General features: G+C 74.9%; 20 protein-coding genes. 6 read left to right on the forward strand and 14 right to left on the reverse strand.

The window, feature by feature from the left end; translation table 11 throughout:
* Nucleotide 1: 1 nt before the first annotated feature.
* Complete coding sequence (locus ABD080_RS01820) at nucleotides 2–1,372, reverse strand: bifunctional folylpolyglutamate synthase/dihydrofolate synthase (protein WP_343903418.1); 1,371 nt, start codon at nucleotides 1,370–1,372, stop codon at nucleotides 2–4.
* Nucleotides 1,373–1,605: 233 nt separating this feature from the next.
* On the opposite strand from ABD080_RS01820, the gene ABD080_RS01825 reads away from it, so the two are divergent.
* The gene (locus ABD080_RS01825; protein WP_343903419.1) at nucleotides 1,606–2,421 is read left to right on the forward strand and encodes a hypothetical protein; all 816 of its coding nucleotides are present in this window, start codon (nucleotides 1,606–1,608) and stop codon (nucleotides 2,419–2,421) included.
* Nucleotides 2,418–3,947, forward strand: coding sequence for a WXG100 family type VII secretion target (locus tag ABD080_RS01830; protein ID WP_343903420.1), 1,530 nt, complete (start codon nucleotides 2,418–2,420; stop codon nucleotides 3,945–3,947). Before ABD080_RS01825 ends, ABD080_RS01830 begins: the two co-directional genes overlap by 4 nt.
* 82 nt (nucleotides 3,948–4,029) lie before the next feature.
* On the opposite strand, the gene ABD080_RS01835 is transcribed toward ABD080_RS01830, so the two are convergent.
* The 5 genes from ABD080_RS01835 to ABD080_RS01855 form a co-directional block, all read right to left on the reverse strand.
* A complete protein-coding gene (locus ABD080_RS01835; RefSeq protein ID WP_343903421.1) occupies nucleotides 4,030–4,458 on the reverse strand; it encodes a hypothetical protein in 429 nt (142 codons plus the stop codon).
* Between the two features lie 230 nt (nucleotides 4,459–4,688).
* The gene (ileS, locus tag ABD080_RS01840; RefSeq protein ID WP_343903422.1) at nucleotides 4,689–7,988 is read right to left on the reverse strand and encodes an isoleucine--tRNA ligase; all 3,300 of its coding nucleotides are present in this window, start codon (nucleotides 7,986–7,988) and stop codon (nucleotides 4,689–4,691) included.
* Nucleotides 7,989–8,267: 279 nt separating this feature from the next.
* The gene (locus ABD080_RS01845; RefSeq protein ID WP_343903423.1) at nucleotides 8,268–9,812 is read right to left on the reverse strand and encodes a sensor histidine kinase; all 1,545 of its coding nucleotides are present in this window, start codon (nucleotides 9,810–9,812) and stop codon (nucleotides 8,268–8,270) included.
* Nucleotides 9,809–10,552: a response regulator transcription factor gene (locus ABD080_RS01850; protein WP_137771316.1), complete on the reverse strand. Its 744-nt coding sequence runs from the start codon at nucleotides 10,550–10,552 to the stop codon at nucleotides 9,809–9,811. The genes ABD080_RS01845 and ABD080_RS01850 overlap by 4 nt, the downstream gene beginning before the upstream one ends.
* Before the next feature lie 115 nt (nucleotides 10,553–10,667).
* Nucleotides 10,668–12,536, reverse strand: coding sequence for a serine hydrolase domain-containing protein (locus tag ABD080_RS01855; protein WP_343903424.1), 1,869 nt, complete (start codon nucleotides 12,534–12,536; stop codon nucleotides 10,668–10,670).
* Nucleotides 12,537–12,715: 179 nt separating this feature from the next.
* Between ABD080_RS01855 and ABD080_RS01860 the strand changes: the two genes are divergently transcribed.
* Entirely contained in the window at nucleotides 12,716–13,123 is a 408-nt protein-coding gene (locus tag ABD080_RS01860) for a hypothetical protein (protein WP_343903425.1), read from the forward strand.
* A 123-nt stretch (nucleotides 13,124–13,246) separates the two neighbouring features.
* Nucleotides 13,247–13,519 carry a 2Fe-2S iron-sulfur cluster-binding protein gene (locus ABD080_RS01865; RefSeq protein ID WP_137771319.1) on the forward strand — a complete coding sequence of 91 codons (273 nt, stop codon included), beginning with the start codon at nucleotides 13,247–13,249 and terminating at the stop codon, nucleotides 13,517–13,519.
* A gap of 41 nt (nucleotides 13,520–13,560) precedes the next feature.
* Here the strand turns inward: ABD080_RS01865 and ABD080_RS01870 are convergent, their stop codons facing one another.
* Nucleotides 13,561–14,628, reverse strand: coding sequence for a BadF/BadG/BcrA/BcrD ATPase family protein (locus ABD080_RS01870; RefSeq protein ID WP_343903426.1), 1,068 nt, complete (start codon nucleotides 14,626–14,628; stop codon nucleotides 13,561–13,563).
* A 333-nt stretch (nucleotides 14,629–14,961) separates the two neighbouring features.
* On the opposite strand from ABD080_RS01870, the gene ABD080_RS01875 reads away from it, so the two are divergent.
* A complete protein-coding gene (locus ABD080_RS01875) occupies nucleotides 14,962–15,915 on the forward strand; it encodes an N-acetylmuramic acid 6-phosphate etherase (protein ID WP_137771321.1) in 954 nt (317 codons plus the stop codon).
* Nucleotides 15,912–16,817 carry a MurR/RpiR family transcriptional regulator gene (locus ABD080_RS01880; protein WP_343903427.1) on the forward strand — a complete coding sequence of 302 codons (906 nt, stop codon included), beginning with the start codon at nucleotides 15,912–15,914 and terminating at the stop codon, nucleotides 16,815–16,817. The genes ABD080_RS01875 and ABD080_RS01880 overlap by 4 nt, the downstream gene beginning before the upstream one ends.
* A 173-nt stretch (nucleotides 16,818–16,990) precedes the next feature.
* On the opposite strand, the gene ABD080_RS01885 is transcribed toward ABD080_RS01880, so the two are convergent.
* The 7 genes from ABD080_RS01885 to ABD080_RS01915 form a co-directional block, all read right to left on the reverse strand.
* Nucleotides 16,991–17,812 carry a phosphotransferase gene (locus tag ABD080_RS01885; protein WP_343903428.1) on the reverse strand — a complete coding sequence of 274 codons (822 nt, stop codon included), beginning with the start codon at nucleotides 17,810–17,812 and terminating at the stop codon, nucleotides 16,991–16,993.
* Between the two features lie 59 nt (nucleotides 17,813–17,871).
* Nucleotides 17,872–18,171 (reverse strand): hypothetical protein, encoded by a 300-nt coding sequence (locus tag ABD080_RS01890; RefSeq protein ID WP_240811146.1) that lies wholly within the window; start codon nucleotides 18,169–18,171, stop codon nucleotides 17,872–17,874.
* Nucleotides 18,172–18,270: 99 nt separating this feature from the next.
* Nucleotides 18,271–20,091 (reverse strand): ABC transporter ATP-binding protein, encoded by a 1,821-nt coding sequence (locus tag ABD080_RS01895; protein WP_377827261.1) that lies wholly within the window; start codon nucleotides 20,089–20,091, stop codon nucleotides 18,271–18,273.
* Between the two features lie 14 nt (nucleotides 20,092–20,105).
* Nucleotides 20,106–20,903 (reverse strand): SDR family oxidoreductase, encoded by a 798-nt coding sequence (locus ABD080_RS01900; protein ID WP_343903430.1) that lies wholly within the window; start codon nucleotides 20,901–20,903, stop codon nucleotides 20,106–20,108.
* A gap of 88 nt (nucleotides 20,904–20,991) precedes the next feature.
* Nucleotides 20,992–21,909 (reverse strand): cation diffusion facilitator family transporter, encoded by a 918-nt coding sequence (locus ABD080_RS01905; RefSeq protein WP_343903431.1) that lies wholly within the window; start codon nucleotides 21,907–21,909, stop codon nucleotides 20,992–20,994.
* On the reverse strand, nucleotides 21,909–22,361 hold the full coding sequence (locus ABD080_RS01910; RefSeq protein ID WP_240811147.1) for an ArsR/SmtB family transcription factor: 453 nt from the start codon (nucleotides 22,359–22,361) through the stop codon (nucleotides 21,909–21,911). Before ABD080_RS01910 ends, ABD080_RS01905 begins: the two co-directional genes overlap by 1 nt.
* Nucleotides 22,362–22,409: 48 nt before the next feature.
* Nucleotides 22,410–23,726: FAD-dependent oxidoreductase (locus ABD080_RS01915; RefSeq protein ID WP_343903432.1), on the reverse strand; the 1,317-nt coding region annotated here is incomplete at its 5' end.

Raw genomic sequence — 23,726 nt, forward strand, 5'->3', positions numbered from 1 at the left:
GTCACTCCCCCTCCGCGCCGAGCAGCTCGCGGACCTCGGCGGCGAGGGTCACCGACCCGGCGACGACGACGCCGCCGAACTGGTCGCCCTCCTGCTCGGCGAGGTCCACCGCGAGCTGGATCGCGTCGGGCAGGCTCGCGGTGTCGACGACCCGGTCCTCGTCGTCGAACACGTCCCGGGCGAGGTCGGCGAGGACGTCGGCCGGGATGGCGCGCGGGGAGGAGGACGCCGTCACGACGACCTGGTCCAGGAGCGGCTCGAGCACGGCCAGGATCTGCTCGGCGTCCTTCTCCTGGAGGATGCCGACGATGCCGACGGTGCGGGTGAAGCGGAAGTTCTCGCGGACGGTCGCGACGAGGGTCTCCGCGCCCGCCGGGTTGTGGGCGGCGTCGACGATCATGGTCGGCGACTGCCGCACGACCTCGGCGCGACCCGGCGAGGTCACCGTCGAGAGCGCGGCGGAGAGCATCTCGCCGTCCAGCGGGATCGTGCCCCCGCCCAGCAGCGCCTCCGCGGCGGCGACCGCAAGCAGCGCGTTGCTCGCCTGGTGCTCGCCGAGCAGCGACAGGAACACCTCCTCGTAGCGACCCGCGATCCCCTGGATCGTGAGCATCTGGCCGCCCACGCCCGGGGTGCGGGCGATGACGCCGATCTGCTCGTCCTGCACGGCGGCCTCCGCGCCGAGCTCCGTGACCCGCTCGCGCAGCACGTCCATGGCCTCGGGCTCGACCTGCGCCCCGAGCACGGCGATGGCGCGCTCGGTGAGGATCCCGGCCTTCTCCCCCGCGATCAGCTCGATCGTGTCCCCCAGGTACTCCTGGTGGTCCAGACCGATCGGGGTGATCACGGCGACGTCCGGATCCGCGACACCGGTCGCGTCCCAGGTCCCGCCGAGGCCCGTCTCGACGACGGCCACGTCCACGGGGGCGGAGGCGAAGGCCTGGAACGCCATGGCGGTGAGGTACTCGAAGAAGGTCAGCGGGGGGCCGCCCGCCGCGGCGGACTCCTCGTCGACGATCAGCGCGAAGGGCAGGACGTCCTCGTAGGCCTGGACGAAGCCCTCGTCGTCGATCGCCTCGCCGTCGATCGCGATCCGCTCCGCCGGGGAGTGCAGGTGCGGGCTCGTGGTGCGGCCCGTGCGCAGGCCCGCCTCGCGAAGGATCCGCTCGAGGATCCGCGCGGTCGTGGTCTTGCCGTTCGTCCCGGCGATGCGCACGGTGCGGTAGGAGCGCTGCGGGTCCCCCATGAGCTCCATGACCCTCCGGATGCGGGAGAGGTCCGGCTCGATGCGGTTCTCGGGGGCGCGCCGGAGGAGCGCGGCGTAGACCTCGCGCAGCTCGGGAGAGAGGACCCGATGGGACTTCGGGGGCACGGTGGGGCTCCTTCGACGGCTGAGCGGGACGCCGGCCAGTCTACGAGGGCGGCCCCGGCCGCCGGCGGTGCGGGAGCGGCCGTGTGACGAGGCGGACCCCGCGGCCGTTCCTCCCCATCGTCCTTGCGTCCACACGGGGAGTTCTCCCCATGGGCCGGCGGCGGGCGCGACCGTAGCCTCGGCCGGGAGCACAGCATCCGGGACCGCCCGGGTCGGGAGCGAGGAGGCGCACGATGAGCCAGCTGCAGGTCACGCTCGAGGAGGCCGCCGCCCGGGCGGTCGCCGGCGGCGTCCCTCCGGAGGATCTCCACCCCGTGTACCGGGCCCTGCTGGACCGTCGCGGCGAGCATGCCCCGGCGTCCCCGGGCACGGCACCGAGCGGGGCGACCGCCGGCCCCGGCTCGCCCGAGGAGCTCGCGCTGATCACCGCGCAGCTGACCGCACGGGCCCTGCTCGTGCTCGCCGTGACGGATCGCGAGGGCACGCACCGGCTGCGCGCCTCGCTCGCCCCGCAGCGGGTCACGCTCGAGCAGTCCCACGGGGCGGGGACCGCGCTCCTGGAGCATGCGGAGCTCGAGGCGCTCCCCGCGCGGATCACCGCCCTGCTCGACCGGGCGGGGATCGCCCCGTCGGTGCCCCGGCAGGAGGTGGGACGCGAGGCGGAGGCGCTGCGCCTGACTGATGAGCAGGTCGCGAGCGCCCGGGAGTCCCTCGCCCGTGGGGCGTCCCCGGCGGCGGCCTTCGGCGCCCTCGGGGACCTCCCCTCCCCGCTGCGGGACGCGCTCACCGCGCGGGGCCCTCGGCTCGCGGCCTCCCTCACGCTGCACGACCCGCGCCACCGCGCCCTCGCTGGACCGGTCAGCTGGTCGCGGCTGTGGGTGCGCGGAGCGCGCGGCCTGTACCGCACCGACGCGAGCGACGCTCCTCTCGGCCCGGTCCTCCCCGTGGACGACGGGGACGTGACGGGCAGCCTGCTGGCCGTCATCGAGGAGGGCGTGCGCTTCGCCGCCGCCGCGACGACCGCCCCGAGCACGGGCGATCGGCGATGAGCGCGTTCTGCGGCATGGACCCCGCGCAGGTGCGCGACCATGCCCGGCACCTGCAGGACTCCTCGGCCCAGGTCGAGCAGCTCCGCCTCCGGCTCGACGCCGCCGTGCACGCCGTCGCCTGGGAGGGCGAGGACGCCCACGCCTTCCGCGAGCGCTGGGAGCACGTGGCCACGACGCGCCTGCGCGATCTCGGCGAGCAGCTCTCGGCGCGCTCGCTCCGCTCGCTCGCGGAGGCCGACGCCCAGGACGCCGCCTCCCGCGACGACGCCGGGCTGCCCGGCGGGGACGCTCCCCGGTCACCGGGCGCGCCCGGTCCCGGGGCGGACGGTCCGGGCGCAGGCGACGGCCCCCTCGCGGACCTCGCCGGCGCCGCCTCCGACGCCCTGGGGCACGGGCTGGATGCCGGCATCGACCTGCTCGAAGGCGGGCTCGACGCGCTCGGGATGCGCACCGAGGGCATCGCGCAGTTCCAGCGGGACGCCGACCACCTGGGCGGCATCTTCGAGGACTGGGTGACCGGCGAGCGCGTGCCCACCCTCGCCGAGCTGGGCGCCGCCTCCCTGCTCACCGCGGGATCCGCCGGGGTCGGGCTCTACGAGGCGGCGACCGGGCAGGACACCCCGTTCCTCGACGACCGCCCCGGCGGCATCGTCACGGACGTCCGCACCGAGCCGCTGCCCGCGCAGGGACCGCGGACCCTGCAGGACCTCGTCGTCGCGAACGACGCCCTGCGACCGGGCGGCGCGGCCGCCGTCGAGGCCGGGCAGATCGGGATCCAGCGGATCCGGCCGGCCGACGGCGGCGAGAGCGTCTACCTCGTGCAGGTCCCGCCCACCGAGGGATCCGGGATCACCGAGGTCCCCGGCGCCTACGGCGGCCAGGGCAACTCCCGCGACTGGGGATCGAACCTGCGTCTCGTCGCGGGGCAGGACCCGGCCGCGATGGACGACGTGCGTGCCGCGCTCACCGCGGCGCAGGTGCCGGACGGCGCCGAGATCATGATCGTCGGCCACTCCCAGGGCGGGATCATCGCGAGCCATCTGGCCGCCGATCCCACGTTCAACAGCGCGAGCGGGGCGCCCGGCAGCTACGACGTCACGCACACCTTCTCCGTCGGCTCCCCGATCCAGACCGTCGTCCCCGCCCAGGCCGGCACGCAGAGCGTGAACGTGGGACATGAGGCCTCGCTCGGCGCGGGCGGGTTCGGCGGCGACCTCATCGCGGAGACGGACCTCGGCGGGCTGCAGGTCGACGGCGGCCACCTCACCGCACCGAACCGTCACGAGGTGACGCTGGACCCGTACCCGGGCACGAGCTGGAACCCGGTGCCGGTGCTCGAGCGGAACCACGACACCGTCGGGCCCGGTCACGACCCCGATCAGGGCTACGCCGGCAGCGTGGGCCGGGCGACCGCGGGCGATCCCACACTCTCCGCGCTGCAGCGGGCCCTCACCGGCACGTACCTCGGCGAGGGGACGGAGGTGCTCTCCTCCCAGGTCGTGACCGTGGGGCGCGGGGAGCCGTGACGACGGCGGGCGGCACGGGGCGCGTGCCCGGAGCCGTGCACGGCGCCGGGGGCACGGTCGGTGCGCAGGTGGACGCGGGCGCTCAGCCCTCGAAGTCGGACAGGAGCACCCCGTCGAGCCGCCCGCGCTCGGCCTCGAGCTCCGGGCGCAGGTCCCACATGTCGTACTCGGCGCCCGACGCGTCGAGCAGGGTGATCTCCCCTGCCTGCCGGTCGCGCTGCTCCTCGCGACCGCTGTGCTCGTAGGCCGCGGCGACGATCGCCGCCATCACCGCGCCGAAGGTCTCCAGCGCCTCCTCCGCGGACGCGGCGGAGGTCTCGACGCTCCCGCGCACGTACCGGCGGAACTCGGCCTCGAAGCCGACCTCGAGGCCGGTGGAGGTCACGCCGTCGACGTCCTCGGCGGCGCGGTTCAGCGCCTTCTCGAGCGAGACCTTCCCCAGGCCGCATCCGCTCAGCAGCAGCGCCGCCGCCGTGGCGGCGCCGCCCAGGAGTCCGCGTCGTGCCACCATCATCGCCTCCTCGTCAGGTCCTGGTCCGAGCATCGCATCCCCCGACCTGCTGCGCGCGGCCTGCCCGAGGATGTGGACGACCGCGCTGCCCGGCGGGGCCGCCGCGCACGAGGTCTCCGCCCGGCGGCCCGCGACGGCCGGGAGGACGCCGAGCGGAGAGCCCCCGGAACGGGAGGGCCCCGCGCGCAGCCCCTGACGGGGTGCGGCGCGGGGTCCCCGGGGACCGTCGCTCAGGACAGGAGCGCTACCGACACGGTCACCGTGCCGCCCGCGACCTTCTCGGTCGCGGCATGGGCGCCCGCGGCAGGATCGGCGGGCACCTCGAGCTGCGTCGCGAGCACCTCGCCGGCCACCAGGTCGCGGTGCGCGGAGACCGCGGCGACGACCGCCTCGTCCCCGGCGACCGTGAGGGCGATGCGGTCGGAGACGTCGAGCCCCGCCTCGCGGCGCGCCTGCTGGATCGCACGGACCACGTCGCGCGCGATGCCCTCCGCCTCGAGCTCCGGCGTGACCTCGGTGTCGAGCACGAGGAAGTCGCCGCCGCGAAGCACGCCGATCGCCCGGCCCTGCGTCGCGGAGCCGGAGCCCGCGACGAGGTCCAGGGTGTACTCGCCCTCGACCAGGTCGATGCCGCCGGAGGTGACAGTGCCGTCCTCCGCCTGGGACCAGTCCCCGCTCTTCGCGCCCTTGATGACGACCTGCACCTGCTTGCCGAGCCGCGGCCCCGCCGCACGGGCGTTGACGCTCAGCCGCTGCTCCACGCCCATCTCGCGGGCCTCGTCGCCGGAGGCGTCGAGCAGCCGCACGGACTTGACGTTGAGCTCGTCGGCGAGGATCTCGGTGAACGCCTCGAGGGACGCGGGATCCTGGTGGACCACCGTGAGCTCCGCGAGCGGGAGGCGGGCCCGCAGGCCCTCCTTCTTGCGCACCGCGTTGCCGGCGCTCGCGATCGCGCGGACGTCGTCCATCTGCACCACGAGCGCCTCGTCCCGCGGGAAGAGGGCGTCGTCCGGCCAGTCCGTGAGGTGCACGGAGCGGCCGCCCGTGAGCTGCTTCCAGATCTCCTCGGTGACCATCGGCAGCAGGGGCGCGGCGACCCGCAGCAGGGTCTCCAGGCACGTGGAGAGCACGTCGATCGCCTGCTCGTCGCCCTCCCAGAACCGGTCGCGCGAGCGGCGCACGTACCAGTTGGTGAGCATGTCCAGGTGGTCCTGGATCTGCTCGGCGGCGTCCGCGATCGCGAGCTCCCGCAGGGACGTGCGCACGCCCCGCACGAGGTCCCCGGTGCGGGAGAGCAGGTAGCGGTCCATGACGTCGTCGGACTCGTACCGCTCCTGACCGGTGTACCCGGTGGGCCGGCCCTCGGCGTCCTTCTCCCCCGCCGCGTTCGCGTAGAGCGCCAGGAAGTACCAGACGTTCCACAGCGGGAGCACCACCTGGCGGGTGGCCTCACGGATCTTCGGCTCGTCGACCACGAGGTTGCCGCCGCGCAGGATCGGCGAGGACATGAGGAACCAGCGCATCGCGTCGGCCCCGTAGGTCTCGAACATCTCGCGCACGTCGGGGTAGTTGCGCAGGGACTTGGACATCTTCTGCCCGTCCTCGCCCAGCACGATGCCGTGGCAGATCACCGAGGTGAACGCCGGGCGGTCGAACAGCGCCGTGGAGAGCACGTGCATCATGTAGAACCAGCCGCGGGTCTGCCCGATGTACTCGACGATGAAGTCCGCCGGGTTGTGGGACTCGAACCACTCGGTGTTCTCGAAGGGGTAGTGCACCTGCGCGAAGGGCATCGACCCGGAGTCGAACCAGACGTCGAACACCTCGGGGATGCGGCGCATGGTGGAGCGGCCCGTCGGGTCGTCCGGGTTCGGGCGGGTGAGCTCGTCGATGTAGGGGCGGTGGAGGTTCACCTCGCCGTGCTCGTCCCGCGGGAGGGTCCCGAAGGCCTCCTCGAGCTCCGCGAGGGAGCCGTACACCTCGACGCGCGGGTGGTTCGGGTCGTCGCTCTTCCACACCGGGATCGGCGAGCCGAAGTACCGGTTGCGGGAGATCGCCCAGTCGCGGGCGCCCTCGAGCCACTTGCCGAACTGGCCGTGCTTGACGTTGCCGGGCACCCAGTCGATCTGCTCGTTCAGCTCGAGCATGCGCTCGCGCTGATCGGCGACCTTCACGTACCAGGAGCTGACGGCCTTGTAGATCAGCGGCTTCCGGCAGCGCCAGCAGTGCGGGTAGGAGTGCACGTAGGACTGCTCGCGCAGCAGCCGCCCCTGCCGCTGCAGGATGCGGATGATCGGGCGGTTCGCCTCGAACACCTGCAGCCCGGCGATCTCGTCGAGGGCCGTGCCGCGGAAGTAGTCCAGGAACTGGGCGCCGTCGTCCACGGAGACGATGACGGGGATGCCGTACTCGGCGTTGACCTGCTGGTCGACCTCACCGTAGGCGGTGGCCTGGTGGACCACGCCGGTGCCGTCGTCCGTGGAGACGTAGTCCGCGACGGTGACGATCCACGCGTTCTGCGTGCCCCACTGCTCGCGGTCCTCGGAGTAGACGGTCCACAGCGGCTCGTAGGCCATGTGCTCGAGCTCGGCGCCGCGATAGGTGCGCGGCTCGATCGCGGCGACGGCCTCCTCGGCGTCGGCGTAGCCGAGCTCCTTGGCGTGCGCGCCGACGAGCGCCGCGGCGAGCAGGAAGCGGCCCTCCCCCGCGGCGGTGCCGTCGGCCGCGCCGAGCGGACCGGCGGGCAGCACCGCGTAGTCGAGCTCGGGGCCCACGGCGAGGGAGAAGTTCGTGGGCAGGGTCCACGGGGTCGTCGTCCACGCGAGGGCCTTGACGCCGGCGAGACCGAGCTCCTCCGCCTTCTGACCGGTGAAGGGGAAGGTGACGGTGACGGTCTGGTCCTGGCGGTCCTGGTAGACGTCGTCGTCCATGCGCAGCTCGTGGGAGCTGAGCGGCGTCTGGTCGTTCCAGCAGTAGGGCAGCACGTAGTAGCCCTCGTAGGCGCGGCCCTTGTCGTGGAGGGTCTTGAAGGCCCACAGCACGGACTCCATGAAGGAGACGTCGAGGGTCTTGTAGTCGTTCTCGAAGTCGACCCAGCGGGCCTGGCGGGTGACGTAGTCCTCCCACTCCTTCGTGTACTTCAGGACGGAGGAGCGCGCCGCGTTGTTGAACGCCTGGACGCCCATCTCCTCGATCTCCGCCTTCTCCGTCATGCCCAGCTCGCGCATGGCCTCGAGCTCGGCTGGGAGACCGTGGGTGTCCCAGCCGAAGCGGCGGTCCACCTTGAGGCCGTCCATGGTGCGGAAGCGCGGGATGACGTCCTTGACGAAGCCCGTGAGCAGGTGCCCGTAGTGCGGGAGGCCGTTGGCGAAGGGCGGGCCGTCGTAGAAGACGAACTCCTCGGCGCCCTCGCGCCGCGCGATCGAGGCGCGGAAGGTGTCGTCGGTTCGCCAGAACTCCTGGATCGCGTTCTCCAGGGCGGGCAGGTTCGGCGAGGGGACGAGCGGGTCGCCGGAGACCGGGTAGACCATGGGGGGACCTCCGAGGAAGCACAGGGGACGGCGGCGGGACATCTGCTGCCCGAGGACGCTCCCGGCGCGGGGCCGGTGGCGCGGTACCACCTCGGTTGGCGTCCCTCGCCGGTCGTGCCGGTGCGGGGCGCCCCCTTGTTCCTCAGCTGTGACGGGCTGGTCCCGGCGGGTTCTACTGGGCGCGCGGCACGGGGCCGGTGCGCTGTTCTTCCCGCGGCTCTCCGGTGATGGCCGGGTCGGTGCCGATGCGCGACAGTGTACGCGCGGCGCCGCGCACGGTCATCCCGCGCCGAGCGGAAGGGACAAGGTGAACACGGTGCGGCCGGGCCGGGAGGCGACCTCGACGGTGCCGCCGTGCGCCTCGGCGATCGCGCGGACGATCGACAGACCCAGGCCCGTCGTGTTCTCGCTCCCGGAGCGGGCGCGATCGGCGCGGGTGAAGCGGGAGAAGACGTCCGGCAGGATCTCGGGGTCGATGCCCGGGCCGTCGTCCTCGACCTCGAGCACCGCCCGCTCCCCCGCGACCCGGAGCCGCACGGAGACGTGGGTGCCGGCGGGCGTGTGCTTGCGGGCGTTGGAGAGCAGGTTGACGATCACCTGCGTGAGCTGGCGGGCGTCACCCCGGACGGTGACGGGGGCGTCGGGCACGTGGACGTCGACGCGGTGCTCGCGGGCCGTCGCACGGGCGTCCATGACGCTCTCGAGCGCGATCTCGCCGAGGTCGACCTCCTCGTGCTGGCGCGGGGCGTCCTCCTCGAGCCGGGCGAGCAGCAGGAGGTCCTCGACGAGCGAGGTCATGCGCGCGGACTGCGCGTCGAGACGGTCCACGGAGCGCCCGCCCTGCTCGGTGAGGTCCTCCGTGAGCCGCAGCATCTGCGTGTAGCCGCGGATCGCGGTGAGCGGGGTGCGCAGCTCGTGGGAGGCGTCCGCGACGAAGCGGCGCATGCGCTCCTCGCTGCGGTGGCGGGTGTCGATCGCCCCCTCGACGTTGTCCAGCAGGTGGTTCAGGGCGCGACCCACCTCCCCCACCTCGGTGCCGGGCACGGCGTAGCACTCGGGGACCCGCTCGGTGAGGGTTACGCTGCCGCGGTCCAGCGGGGTGCGGGCGACGTCCCCCGCGAGCCGGGCCACGCCGTCGAGCGGGCGCAGGGTACGGCGCACGAGGGCGGAGCCGCCGATCCCCGCGGCGGCGAGCGCGGCGAGGGTGGCGACCAGGAGGGTGAGGTCCAGGCGCAGCAGGGTCTCGCGGACGGGGTCCACGGGCAGGCCGGTCGCGATCGCGGTGGCGTCCGCGCCGGCACCGGATCCTCCCGTGCCGGCGCCGCCGTCGGAGCCTCCGGCCCCGGAGCCGCCGTCGGTGAGCAGCACCCGGTAGGTCCCGATGCTCAGGGACACGGTGGTGCGTCCGTCGTGCTCGGTCGAGCCGATCGGGGTGGGGTCGAGGTCCGCGAGGGCCGTGCGCAGCGTGGCGAGGTCCTCCGCGCCCAGGTCCTTCAGGTCCCCGGACTGGTCGCGCCAGGTGGCGGAGGTGACCTCGCCGTTTTCCAGGGCGACGGTCAGCTCGTACTCGCCGCTGCCGGGGTCCCCGCCCGTCGGCGCGGAGGGCAGGCCAGAGGGGTCCGGTCCGTCCTGCGGCGTCGTGACCACGCCCTCGCGGACCAGCGCCCGGGACGCGGCGCGCTCGAGCTGGCCGTCGAGCTCGTCGTAGAGCTGGCCGCGCACGGAGACGTGGGCGATCACCCCGATCGCGAGGCACACCACGGCGACCGTCGCGGCGAGCAGGGCGAGGAGCCGCGCTCGCAGGGTCAGCGGGCGGCGCCTCATCCGGCGGGCTTGAGGACGTACCCGGCGCCGCGCACCGTGTGGATCATCGGCTCCCGGCCCGCGTCGATCCGCTTGCGCAGATAGGAGATGTACAGCTCGACGATGTTCGCCTGCCCGCCGAAGTCGTAGTTCCACACCGCCTCGAGGATCTGCGCCTTGGAGAGCACGCGCTGCGGGTTCTCCATGAGGTACTGCAGCAGCTGGTACTGGGTCGCGGTCAGCGGGACGACCTCCCCGCCGCGGGTCACCTCGTGGGTGTCGACGTTCATGACGAGGTCGCCGACGACGAGCTCCTCCGCCCCCTGGGCGACGACGCCGGAGCGCTGCACGAGGCGGTGCAGGCGCAGCAGCACCTCCTCGATCGTGAAGGGCTTGGTGACGTAGTCGTCCGCCCCGGCGGCGAGGCCCTCGATGCGGTCCGTGGGGGCGTCCATCGCGGTGAGCATGAGCGCCGGGATGTCCGGGTGCAGGGCGCGCACGCGGCGCAGCACCTCGACCCCGTCGATCCCGGGGAGCATGCGGTCCAGGACGAGGACGTCCGGCCGCAGCTCGCGGGCCTGGCGCACGGCGTCGAGGCCGTCCCCCGAGAGGTGCACGTCCCAGCCGGTCATCTGCAGCGGGAAGCGCAGGAGATCGGCGATGGTGGGCTCGTCCTCGACGACGAGCACGCGGACGGGGCTGCCGTCGGGGTGCTCGAGGCGCGGGAGCGCGGCGAGGGCGGCGAGGGCGTTGTCGGGCACGGGGGACCTCCTGGCGGGATGCTGCTCCGAGACTAATCGGCGATCGCGCCAGGGACACCGCCGACCCACCAGGTCACAGCGACCGCTGGCGGTCCCCACAGCGCGCGCACAGGCGTCAGCTCCGCCCGACCCGCTCCCAGCCGTCCGCGCTGACGGCGGCGGCGTCCGCCTCGCGGTCGGTGTCCAGAAGGGTCTCCCCTCCGCTCGTGATCGCGATCCGGCCGACGAGCGCGCCGAGACCGCGGACGGCCTTGTCGGTCGTGACGGCGGCGCGCACCTGCACCTCCCCGGCGAGCGCGGCGCCGCCGGCGTCGACGAGGTCGAATCCGCCGCGCCAGGTGAGGCGGCCGCCCCAGCCGGTGACGACGCCGTCCGGGAGCTCGATCCGCTCCTCGACGAGGTCCTCCACGGGCCGGCCCCGGTCGCGGTCGCGGCGCTCGAGCGCACCGGCGAGGGGCGCCCAGGTGGCGCCGCCGTCGGCGCTGGCCTCGATGCGCAGGGTGTCGTAGGCGGTCTCGAGGTGGGCGAAGAGCTCGAGCTCGAGCCGCGCGGGCTCCGCCGCCGCCGGGAGGTCGGCGGCGACGGTGAGCGTCGCGGTGCGGGCGTCCTCCTGGCCGGCGAGCCATCCGGCCTCCGCGGACAGCAGGCCGTGGGCACGGGCGACGGCGGTCGAGACCTCGCGGCGCACGGCGTTGGTGCTGGACCACTCGCGGGTGGGGTGCACGGCGTTGGTGAGGAGCACGATGACGGTGTCGGTGAGCGGGTCGATCACGAGCGAGGTTCCGGTGAAGCCGGTGTGGGCACCGCTGAAGGGGCTCGTGAGCCCTGCGTGGTAGGACCAGGCGGCGAGCTCCGGGCCGAGGCCGCGCCGTGCCCCGCCCTCCCCGGTGATCCCCGCGATGCGGTCGGTGAACATGTCCTGGACGGTGGCCCGCTCGAGCACGCGGGCGCCGCGGTGCTTCCCGCCGCCCAGCAGCATGCTCGCGAAGACCGCGACGTCCTTCGCGGTGGAGAAGACGCCCGCGTGGCCCGCGACGCCGCCCAGGGCGTAGGCGTTCTCGTCGTGGACGCGGCCGTGCACGAGCTCGCCGTAGAACTCCTGGTACTCGGTCGCGGCGATGCGGGGGCGCAGGGAGGCGTCCGGGGTGTACATCGTGTCCGTCATGCCGAGCGGCGCGGTGATGTGGTCGTGCACGTACGCGTCCAGGCGCTGCCCGCTGAGCTCCTCGACCATCCGGCCGAGCGCGATGAGGCCCAGGTCGCTGTAGAGGTACCCCTCCTCCGGGGCTGCGGTCGGGGTCGCCGTGAGCGCCGCGTCCCAGCGCGAGGCCTCGTCCGGCCAGTCGCTGTGCAGCGGCAGGAAGGCGGGCAGCCCGCCGGTGTGGGTGAGGAGGTGGCGCACGAGGATCTGCTGCTTGCCGTTCTCGCCGAAGCGGGGCACGTGCCGGGCCACCGGGTCCTCGAGGGAGACGCGGCCCTGCTCGACGAGCTGGAGCACGGCCGTCGCCGTGAAGAGCTTCGAGAGGGAGGCGAGGTCGAAGATCGTGTCCGTGCGGGCGGGGATCCGCTCGGTCTCCGGGAGCTGCGTGGTGGCGTCCGCCCAGCGCAGGGCGTCGCCCTCCGCGTGCTCGAGGACGATGCCGCCGCCGACGGCGACCAGCACGCTCGCCCCGGCGAAGCGCGGCGGGTCCTGCGCGATCGCGGCCCGCAGGATCCCCGGGACCTTCTCGATCCACGCCTCGTCGAGGCCGGCGGCGTGCGGCGAGGAGGGATGCAGGGGGTGCCCCGGTCGTCGGTCCCACGGGTGACGGCCGGCGGGGCGACGCCCGCGGTCCCAGGCGGGCACGGCGGCCGCAGCGGCGGCCCGCGGGCTCGGCTTGGGCGGCGAGGGGTCGCCCATCGCGAGGGCGGGGACGGGCGCGGCGAGCCCTGCGGCGAAGGCGGCGGCCATGAGGCCCGTGCGACGAGGGAAGGAGGAGGTCATGCCCGCCCACCGTAGGGCGGAGCCCGCCCTGTGGCAACCGTCACACCCGCACCCCTGGCCGGTGCGGCACGCTCTCAGGGAACCGGCCCTCCTCGCACAGAGCCCCCACAGGTCGCGACGGTCGGATGGTCCACGTCGACGGGGCAGCCGCCTCGTCGCCCCGATCACCGGAGGTCCCGATGAGCAGTCCGCGCGAGCCCGACCCCCCGCTCCGCCCCTCTCCCGCCCACATGCCCGCGAGCTCCCACGCGCTCGCCCGCGCGGCGGGTGCGCACTCCGGCGGTGCGCACGCGCAGCCCGTGGCCGCCGCCGTCGAGGCGCCGCTCGCCGAGGTCGTGCAGCCGACGGGACGGTCGATGTCGACCCTCGCCCGCGCCGCCCTCGGCGCCGGCGCCGCCTCGCTGGGCGCCGCCGCGCTGCTCGTGATGACCTTCGGGCCGGCCGCCCTGGCCCTCGAGCCGAGCACGCTCGCCTCCTCGCCGCCCTCCGCCTCGGCGGAGGCCCCCCATCCCGTGCGCGCGGCCGACTGGGTCGATGCCGCGCCCGAGGTCGCCGTGACGCAGCGCGAGCAGGAGCTCGAGGCCTGATCCGCCGCTGCGCGGGCCGTGGGTGAGGTGATCCTCACCTGCGACGCAGGGGCCGTGCGTGGGATGCTGGTGCGACGGCGCCCGGCATCGGCCGGGGCCCGGATCGACCATCAAGGAGCGAGGATGTCGCTGTTCGGAGAGCCCTTCACCGCCAAGTGCCTGAAGTCGGGGGTCACTGTCGAGGTCGCCGAGGGCCAATCCCTGCTCCAGGCGCTCCTCGACGCCGGCATCTCGATGGACTACTCCTGCGAGGGCGGCGTGTGCGGCACCTGCGTCGTGCCGCTGGTCTCCGGCGAGGTCGAGCACCTCGACGAGTTCCTCATGGACGACGAGCACGACACCCAGATGACCACGTGCGTCTCCCGTGGCGTGGGCGAGATCGAGATCGACGTCTGATCCTTCGCTGAACCCCGCCGGTCATCCGGCGGGGAGCGCGATCAGCGGGCCGGGCCCGCCGATCGGGCGGCGTGCTCGGCCGCGAGCCGGAGCGCCCCGTGGACGGGCTCAGCGCCCCGCACCGTCCTGAGCCCCCGCATCTCGAGCCCGGCCCGGACGCCCGCGCGGACCGTCCCGCTGCGCTCGAGCACGGATCCCGTCATGACGACGGTCCCTCCGACCCCTGCTCCGGTGTCCCGCACCGCGTCGAGCGTGCCGAGCAGCGCCTCCGCGGCCCCATCGAGGATCCTCGCCGCGACGACGTCACCGGCGGCCGCCGCCTCGCTCGTGAGCGGTGCGAAGCGTCCCCAGGCGGCCGGGGCGAGCGGGTCGACGGCCGCGATCATCGCCTGGCGCACGTCACCCGTCCCCGGTTCCCCCGGCGCGGGGAGGCCGAGCTCCCCGAGCACCGCCGCCGACAGCGACGTGGAGGGGCCGCGCCGGTCGAGGTCCGCGGCCGCCGCACGCAGCACCTCCCGGCCGATCCACACCGCGGAGCCCGCGTCGCCGAGCAGCCAGCCCATCCCGTCGGACCGCTCCACCGGGCGGTGGCCCGCGAAGCGCACCGCTGCGGCGCCCGTGCCGGCGAGCAGGAGCAGGCCGTCCCCGCCGGTCCCGCCCGCGGCGAAGGCCGTGACCATGTCGTCCACGACGTGCACGTCGGCCGGGTCCAGCAGGTCCTGATCACACGGCGGCGAGGAACGGGCGGTGAGCCGCTGCCCGAGCCCCTCCCGCACGGCGCGCTCGACCCGCCCGTGCCGGGCCGGTCCGGCCCCGGCGATGCCGAGCACGACCACCGCGCGCGCCGCAGGTCCTGCACCCTCGGCCCGCGACACCCCGGCGAGGAGGGCGGCGCCCTCGACGAGCGCGGCGGCGACGAGGTCCAGCAGCGCCTCGAGCGCCCCGGGGGCCGCGGAGCCGGGGTTCGCGCCGGGCCCCTCGCGGCGCAGGAGCTCCTCCCCCGCCTCCCCGCTGCGGGGGTCGAGGAGGTGGAGCCGCAGGCGGGCGTGGGTCCCGCCGACGTCCGCCCCGAGCAGCAGCGTGCTCCCCCGGCTCGTCCCGCCGCCCATCGCGCCTCCTCGTCCATGGTCGGGGGTGTCTCCTGGAGATCCCCGATCCCGCATGCTATTTTCCTGCGAAGTCTTTCATCCGAAAGTTCTTTCCGCACGGTGGCGGTCCCGTCGCCGTCCACGCGTGCGCGCCGCACCCCGTTCCGGAGGTGACCATCATGAAGGATCGTCCGCCCCGGGGAGCCGCGCCGGCGACCGTCGTGCCTCCCCACCCGGAGGCCCACGCACCATCCCGTGGACAGCACGCGCCCCGGACGGCCGGCACGCGATGATGTGCGGCACGACCACGCAGCGGCGCCCCGTCCCGGTGCGTGCGACGGAAGGAGACCGGCGATGAGCTCATGGCAGTCGCTGCTGGACCTCGCCTCCCCCACCGAGGAGCGCAATCCGGCGACCGAGGACCTCGACACGCTGCCGGCCGCCGAGCTCACCGCGAGGATCCTCGAGGCGGACGCCGCCGTGATCACCGCCGTGCAGTCGCTCTCCGCGCCGCTCGCCGCGCTCGTCGAGGACTGCGTGGCCGCGATCGCCGCCGGCGGCACCGTGCACTACGTGGGCGCGGGCACCTCGGGGCGTCTGGCCGTGCTCGACGCCGCCGAGCTCCCGCCCACGTTCAACGTGGGCCCCGACCACTTCACCGCGCACCTCGCGGGAGGCCCGCGCGCGATGGTCGTCGCCGGCGAGGGCGCCGAGGACTCCGCCGAGGACGGCGCCGCGCTCGTGCGCGAGCAGTGCGGCCCCCGTGACGTCGTGATCGGGCTCGCCGCCTCCGGCCGCACGCCCTACGTGGGCGGCGCGCTGACCGCCGCCCGGGAGAAGGGCCTCGTCACCGCCCTGATCGCCGCGAACCCGCAGGCCCCGCTCGCCGATCTCGCCGATCACGCCCTGCTCGCCGACGTCGGCCCCGAGGTCGTCACCGGCTCCACCCGCATGAAGGCCGGGACCGCGCAGAAGCTGCTGCTAAACGCCCTCTCCACGGCGACGATGGTCCGGCTGGGGAAGACCTACTCGAACCTCATGATCGACATGCGGGCGAGCAATCAGAAGCTGCGCGCCCGCAGCGTCCGCATGCTCGTGCAGGCGAGCGGCGCGGCGCCCGAGCACGCCGCCGAGGTGCTCGAGGAGGCGGAGGGCTCGATCCGGGTCGCCCTCGTCGCCCTGCTCGCGGGGGCCGAGGTCCCCGCCGCCCGGGACGCCGCCGCCGCCCGGCCCCCCGATCCCTCACGGGCGGGCGACCCGGCCGGGATCCGCGCCGCGGTCGCGCTGCTGACGGAGGCGCGCCGATGACCGCCGCCGGGCACGAGCAGGTGCTCACGACGCTGCGCGCGATCGCCCCCGGGATGCAGGGGGCGCTGCGCCGCATCGCCGACGTCATGCTCACCGATCCCGCGGCCGCCGCGGAGCTGTCCATCGACCGTCTCGCCGAGGCCGCGGACTCCTCCCCCGCCTCCGTCGTCCGCCTCGCCCGGGACCTCGGCTTCTCCGGCTACCGGGAGCTGCGCTTCGCCCTGCGCGCGGACCTCGCCTACGCCTCCGGCCGCGACGCCTCGAACGGGGGATCCGCGGAACTCCACCGCGACATCGATCCCACCGACTCCCTGGACCAGGTGATCGCCAAGATCGCCTTCGCGGACTCCCGCGCCGTGACCGAGACCTGCGAGCGCGTCGACACCGGCGAGCTCGCCGCGATCACGGCGCTGCTCTCCTCCGCTCGCCGGGTCGCGACCTTCGGGGTGGGCGCCTCCGCCTTCGCCGCCACGGACCTCCAACAGAAGCTCTCCCGGATCGGCCTGTGGGCGGCCGCCTACAGCGACGCCCACGAGGGCCTGCCCGCCGCCTCGCTGCTCGGCGAGGGGGACGTCGCCGTGGGCATCTCCCACGGCGGCGACACGATCGACGTCGTCGACGCGCTGCGGATCGCGCAGGAGGCGGGGGCGCGGACGGTCGCGCTGAGCAACACCGCCGGCTCCCCGCTCGTCTCCCTCGCGGACCATGCTCTGCTCACCGCGGCCCAGGAGTCGCCCTTCCGCTCCGGCGCGACGGCCTCCCGCCTCGCGCAGCTGACCCTCGTGGACATCATCTTCGTGACGGTCGCGCAGCGGCACCACGAGGAGGCGGGCAGGGCGCTCGAGCGGACCCGCGAGGCGATCGCGGCGCGCCGCCTGGACCGGGGCGGCCGCCGCCGCTGAGCCGGGCCCCGTCGGTGCTCACGGCCCACGGCCCACGGCCCACGGCCCAGTATTGGCACGTCAGGGAGCATGATCGGCCCGCCATGCTCCCTGAGGTGCCCATTGTTCCTGAGGTGCCCATCGCCTCTGGGGTGCCGATGGCCCCTGGGCTCCGGTGGCGACGCGGACCCGGCTCAGGAGCAGAGCGCGTCGCGCCAGAGCTCCGCGTGCCGCTCGAGGTGCGCGGCCACTCCCGCCCAGTGCGCGCCGTGGCCCTCGAGGTACATCGAGCCCCACGGCTCCCAGCCGCTGCGGTGGGCGCGCTCGAGGTGGTCGTGCATCGCCTGCGCCCGGCGCGGCAGCAGGGCCGCGAGCTCGGCCCGCAGCGCGGCATCGGCACCGTAGCCCCGCCCGGTGGTCCCGTCGGCCGCGTCGGCCTCGTGTCCCCGTCCTGCCGTCCCGTCGGCCCCGTCGACGCCGAGCACGAAGGCGCGGAGGTCCTCGGCGGCGCGGTGCGGATCGGCGGTGACGTCGTTGAGCGTGAAGGCCTGCGCGGAGTAGGCGAGGTCCCAGGCGCGGGTGCTCAGGCCGGCGCCGTCCCAGTCGATGAAGACCCACCGCGGCCCGAGCACGAGGTTCCAGGGGGTGAGGTCCCCGTGGCAGACGAGGTCCGCGTCGGCGACGGGGATGAGGGCCGGCCCGAGGCCCAGCTCCTGGGCGCTCAGCCCGGCGCAGGCGTCATGGATGAGGCGCACCATGGCCCCGACCTCGGCGAGCTGCGGGCGGCTCAGCGGCGGGGAGTCCATCGCGAGGGCGCCGGGCACGTACTCGGTCACCATGCGGCCCTGCTCGTCCTGCCCGAGCGGCGCCGGCAGGTCCACGCCGCGGTCCCGCAGCGTGCCCATGAGCGCGAGCACCCCCGGCGAGTGCCGGGTCCAGGGCTTGCGCACGGTGTCCCCCACCCGCATGACGCCCGCGCTGGCGTTCCCGCCCGCGAGCGGGATCTCCGGTTCCATACTGGGAGCGTAGTGGCGGCCCTGCACGCCCCGGGACATGGCCGACGGCGGCGGGGAGGTCAGAGGCGGGGGCCGGCGAGCGCCCAGGCGAGGACCACGAGCACCGCGGCGCCCGCGGCGACGGGCATCGCGGCCGCGAGCGGCAGCGCCGGCCCGGCGACGAGCAGCCCCAGCACGACGAGCGAGGCGACGCTGAGCAGGACGGCGAAGAGCAGCGGACGGCCCATGGCGCGGCGGCCGCCGCGGGTGAGGGTCGCCCCCTCGCGGAGGTCCGGGTCCTCGTGGTGCGTGAGCGTGGTCATGGTGTCCTCGTCGACGGCAGGGTTCCTCGGGCCGGGAGGCTCGAGGACGGGCGACATGACCCGATCCTCCTCGTCCCCGCCGCCCCGGACATCCCCTCGCCGGAGGAGACGCCGTCATCCTTTCGTCGTACGTCCGACGAGGCGCGCCCCGCCTCCTCAGCGCTCCGCGGGGTCCGTGTCCCGCGCGGCGAGCTCCGCGAAGGCGCCGCCCGCGGCGAGCAGCTCCGCGTAGGTGCCGCGCTCGACGACCCGGCCGTGGGAGAGGACGACGATCTGGTCCGCGTCGCGGATCGTGGAGAGCCGGTGGGCGATCGAGATGACGGTGCGGCCGCGGGAGACGGCGTCGAGCGCCCCGGACATGGCGCGCTCGGTCGCGGTGTCCAGCGCGGAGGTCGCCTCGTCCAGGAGCAGCACGGGCGGGTCCCGCAGGATCGTTCGGGCCAGGGCGAGGCGCTGCTTCTCGCCGCCGGAGAAGCGATAGCCGCGCTCCCCCACCACGGTCGCGTAGCCGTCGGGGAGGGAGGAGATGTGCTCGTGGATCTGGGCGATCTCGCACGCGGCGACGAGCTCGGCGTCGCTCGCGCCGGGGCGGGCGAAGCGCAGGTTCTCCGCGATGCTCGCGTGCAGCAGGTAGGTCTCCTGGGTGACGACGCCGAGGCTCGCGGCGAGCGACTCGCGGGTCAGCTCCCGCAGGTCGTGGCCGTCCAGGGTGATCCGCCCGCCGCTCGGGTCGTAGAGCCGGGCGAGCAGGTAGCCGGTGGAGGTCTTCCCGGAGCCGGTCGTGCCCACGAGCGCCGTGTGCCGGCCCGCGGGGATCGTGAGGTCGATGTCGTGCAGGGACGGGGAATCCGCTCCGGGGTAGGTGAAGTCGACGTGCTCGAGGCGGATCTCGCCGCGCACCCGTGCGGGGTCCAGGGCGACCGCGCCGGGTGCGTCGACCACCGTGAGCGGCGCGTCGAGGTACTCGAAGACCCGGGTGAACAGGGCGAGCGAGGAGTTCACCTGCGCCGCGACCCGGAGCATCCCGTTCACCTGGGGGAACAGGCTCGACTGGAGGGCGATGAAGGCGACGAGGGTGCCGATCGTGACGCCGCCGCCGGCGAGCAGCAGGTGCCCACCGAGGAGATAGGTGAGCGCCGGGAACAGGGCCATGAGGGTCGTGAAGACGGCCATGTGCCAGCGACCCGCCATCTCGGAGCGCACCTCGAGGTCCGCGAGGCCGCGGGAGTCCGCGGTGAAGGCGTCCACGAGCGCGCGGGTGCGGCCCATCGTGAGCCCCAGCAGGATGCCGGAGACGGAGAGGGACTCCTGGATCCCGGCGGAGAGGTCCGCGGCCTTCTCCTGACGCTGCTTGACGATCACGCGGCGGCGCGATCCCACGCGGCGGTTCATCCATACGGCGAAGGGCAGCGCGATGAGCGAGAAGAGCGTGAGCCGCCAGTCCAGGGCGAGCATCGCGACGACCGCCATGAGGATCCCGGCGCCGCTCGAGACGATCTGGGTCATGACGTTCGTGACGACGGCCTGCATGGAGCCGATGTCGGAGAAGATCCGGGACTGGATCTCGCCGGTGCGGGTGCGGGTGAAGAAGCCGAGGCCCATCCGCTGCAGGTGACCGTAGACGGCGACGCGCAGGTCGTGCATGACGGACTGCCCGACGCGGGTGGAGAGCATCGCCTGGGTGACGCCGAGGGCGCTCGAGACGATCGTGACGGCGATCAGCCCGCCGACGGCGTACAGCAGGAGGTCCTCGCGGCGATCGGGCAGGGCGACGTCGACGATCTCCCGCACGAGGAACGGGGAGACCACGCCGGCGGCGGCGCCGAGGGCGATGAGCGCGAGCACCGCGAGCAGGGTCCGACGGTAGGGCCGGAACAGGGAGAGCACCCGTCGGACGTCCGCCTTCTGCCCGGGGGCGAGGCGCAGCTCGGGGCCCCCGCGACCGCCTCCGCCGCCGCCCGTGCCGGGCCCGCCCATGCCGGGGTGGACCGTCACAGCCCCTGGTGCCGGGCCACGCGGTGGGCGGCCGCCTGGGCGAGGGGACGCACGGTCACGAGGTCGAGGTTCACGTGGTGCGGGGCGTTCAGCGCGTAGGAGAGGACGTCCGCGCAGTCCTCGGCGGTGAGCGGGTTCTCGACCCCGTCGTAGACGGCGTCGGCCTTCCCCTGGTCGCCGAGCCGCACGAGGGAGAACTCCTCGGTGCGGACCATGCCGGGGGCGATCTCGATGACGCGGATGGGCTCCCCGTTCAGCTCGAGCCGGAGGGCGGAGGCGAGCATGTGCTCCCCGGCCTTCGCGGCGTTGTAGCCGGAGCCGCCGGGATAGGCCTCGTGGCCGGCGACGGAGGTGAGGAAGAGCAGGTCGCCGCGGCCGCTGCGGCGCACGGCGGGCAGCAGGGCGCGGGTCACGCGCACGGCGCCGAGCACATTGGTCTCGTACATGCCCTGCCACTTCTCGAGGTCCGCCTCGGCCGCGGGCTCGACGCCGAGGGCGCCGCCGGCGACGTGGACGACGGCGTTGAGCGTGCCGCCGAAGAGCTCCTCGACGCGGGCGGCGAGGTCGGCGACGGAGTCGTCGGAGGTGACGTCCACGGCGAGCACCTCGCAGCCGGTCTCCTCGGCGAGCGCGGCGAGGCGCTCCTCGCGGCGGGCGATCGCGAGCACGCGCCAGCCGTCGGCGACGAGGCGGGCGGCGGTCGCGCGACCGATGCCGGAGGAGGCGCCGGTGACGACGGCGGTCAGGGGCGCGGAGGACGGGGCGGGGCGGTCTGCGGCGGAGGGGGAGGTCATGGCGTCGAGCCTACGTCGCAGGGGCGGGGCGCGGCGCCGGCGTACCGGCGGCGCGGGGGCCGCGTGGACCGGGCGGCGGGCGGACGGGTCACCACGCGGACTCCTCGTCGGTGCGGTGGGCCTCCGGCTCGATCTGGAGCGTGCAGTGCTCGAGACCGTGGCGGGTGCGGAGCAGCTCCTGGGCGGCGTCGAGCACGCCGTGGGCGTCCGCCCGCTCCTCGACCCGGAGGTGGGCGGTCGCGACGTCCATGCCGGAGGTGAGGGTCCACAGGTGCAGGTCGTGCACCTCGGTGACGCCGTCCAAGGCGGCGAGATCCGCCTGCACCGCCGCGGGGTCGAGGTGGCGTGGCGTCTCCTGGGCGAGCACGCCGAGCACCTCGCGGCCCAGCATCACGGCGCGCACGGCGACGAAGGCGCCGATCGCGAGGGCGACGACGGTGTCCGCGAGGGCGCTGCCGGTGAGCGCGACGAGCACACCGGCGACGACGACGCCGATCGAGCCGACGGTGTCCGCGAGGACCTCGAGGTAGGCGCCCTTGACGGCGAGGCTCTCGCGCGCGCCGCCGGAGAGGATCCGCATGACCACGAGGTTCACGGCGAGTCCCAGCACGCCGACGACGAGCATGCCGGTGGTGCCGATCTCCGGTGCGGTCCCGAGCCGCCCGATCGCCTCGATGAGCACCCAGGCGGCGACGGCGAGCATGACGAGCACGGCGAAGAGGGAGGCGAAGACCTCGATCCGGTAGAGGCCGAAGCTGCGGCGCCCGCTGCGGTCCCCGCGGCCGGCGACGGTCGCGGCGCCGAGCGCGGCGGCGAGGGTGAGGACGTCCGCGGCCATGTGACCGGCGTCGGAGAGCAGCGAGAGCGATCGGGTGAGCAGGGCGGTGACGAGCTCGACGACGAAGAAGCCGCCGATCAGCACCAGGGCGATCGCGAGGCGGGAGCGGTGGCGGCCGCCGGCGCTCAGCGCCTCCGCACCTCCGCCGTGGGAATGGCTGTGTCCCATCAGGCTCCCTCCCCGCGCTCGGGATGGCGCAGCGGCGAGTGCGCCGTGTGGGTGAGGGCGAGGTCAAGCAGCTCGAGGACGTGCGGGTCCTCGAGCCGGTAGTACATGCGGCGCCCCTCGCGGCGTGGGGTCACGATGCGGTGGGCGCGCAGCAGCTTCAGGGCGTGCGAGGTCGCGGACTCGGACTGGCCGGCCGTGAGGGCGAGGTCGTGGACGCACAGCTCCCCGCCGCGCAGGGCGAGCAGGAGCGTGAGCCGGTGCGGCTCGCCGAGGAGGGAGAGGACGTCCGCGACGTCCGCGACCGCGGCGGGCGCCGGCAGGTGCGCGCGGGCGTGCCCGACGGCGTCAGGGTCCACGGCGTCGGAGTCCACGGCGTCGACGACCTCAGGATCGGGGCCGACGGCGGAGCCGGGGTCGACCACCGTCACCTGATCATCTGACGAGACGTTCATACGTCAAGGGTAGGAGTCGCCCTCCCGCGAGGGCAAGAGGGGCTCCGCTCACACGGGAGCGGGCTCCCGATCGCGGGAGGCGTCCAGCAGCTCCTGGATCCGGGAGCGGCAGGTGCCGCAGCCGGTGCCCGCGCGCGTGGCCCGCGAGACCTCCGCCGTGCTCCCGCAGCCCCCCGCGACCGCCGCGCACACGGTCCCCTTGGTGACGCCGTTGCACTGGCACAGGACGTCGTCCTCCGCCATGTCCGCCGCGGAGGCCGCCGGGGCCGCGGCCCGTGCGGCGAGAGGCCGGGCGAGCAGGTGCACCGGGTCCCGCGGGACCGGCGTCCGCAGGGTGAACGCGGCGCTGAGCTCCGCCGCGGCGTCCTCGTCGCCCACGATCGTCGCCGCGACGAGGCGCCCCTCGTGCACGACCACCTCGGTGAAGCGGCCGCCCGAGGGATCGGCGAGCCGCACGGACCGCGGGGCGTGCAGACCGGGCCCCGGCCGCTCGATGCGGCCCATGGTCACGAGTGCGAGGCCCACCGCCTTGACCCGCACCAGGTCCCCGCCCGTCCCGCGCGGCGGCCCGGGCGCCCGCGACTCCTCCTCCCGCGGCCTCCAGGACTCGACGAGCCGGCGCGCCTGCTCCCAGCCCTGGGCGACGAGCCCGCTCGCCCCCTCGGGCGGTTGGGCGCAGTCGCCGATCGCGAAGACGTCCGGGTCCCCCGGGCACGTGAGGTCCTCCCCCACCAGGACCCCCGCCCCGCACTCGAGGCCCGCCGCCTCGGCGAGCGCCGTCTGCGGCACCGTGCCCGTGCACAGCACGAGGAGGTCCGCGGGCCGCGCCGAGCCGTCGGAGAGGTGCACCGTCTCGAGACGACCCTCCGGCGCGTCGACGCCCGTCGCGCTCGCCGAGGTGACCACCGTGATGCCGAGCGTCTCGAGCGCGCCGTGCACGATCTCCGAGGCGTCGCGGTCCAGCTGCCGCTCCATGAGCCGCTCGCGGTGATGGACGAGGGTCACCCGCGCACCGCGGCCGGCGAGTCCCGTGGCGACCTCGATGCCGAGCACGCCCGCGCCGAGGACGACGACCTCGCCGCCGCCGTCGCAGCGTCGGAGGATCCGCTCCGCGTCGTCGAGGTCCTTCAGCGGGCTCACGCCGTCCACGAGCGGCGACTCCTCCGCGGCGCCCCCGGGCGCGCGCAGCCCGGGGACGTCGGGGATCCGCGCCGCCGAGCCCGTCGCGAGCACCAGACGGTCGTAGGGATGCGCCTCCCCGAGCTCGTCGTGGACCAGGTGCGAGGCCCGGTCGATGCGCACGGCCCGCACGCCGCGCAGCACGCGCGCCCGCTCCGGCCCCACCTGCTCGAGGGCGAGCGCGGC

The sequence above is a fragment of the Brachybacterium rhamnosum genome (genome assembly GCF_039526185.1).
Lineage (GTDB): Bacteria > Actinomycetota > Actinomycetes > Actinomycetales > Dermabacteraceae > Brachybacterium > Brachybacterium rhamnosum.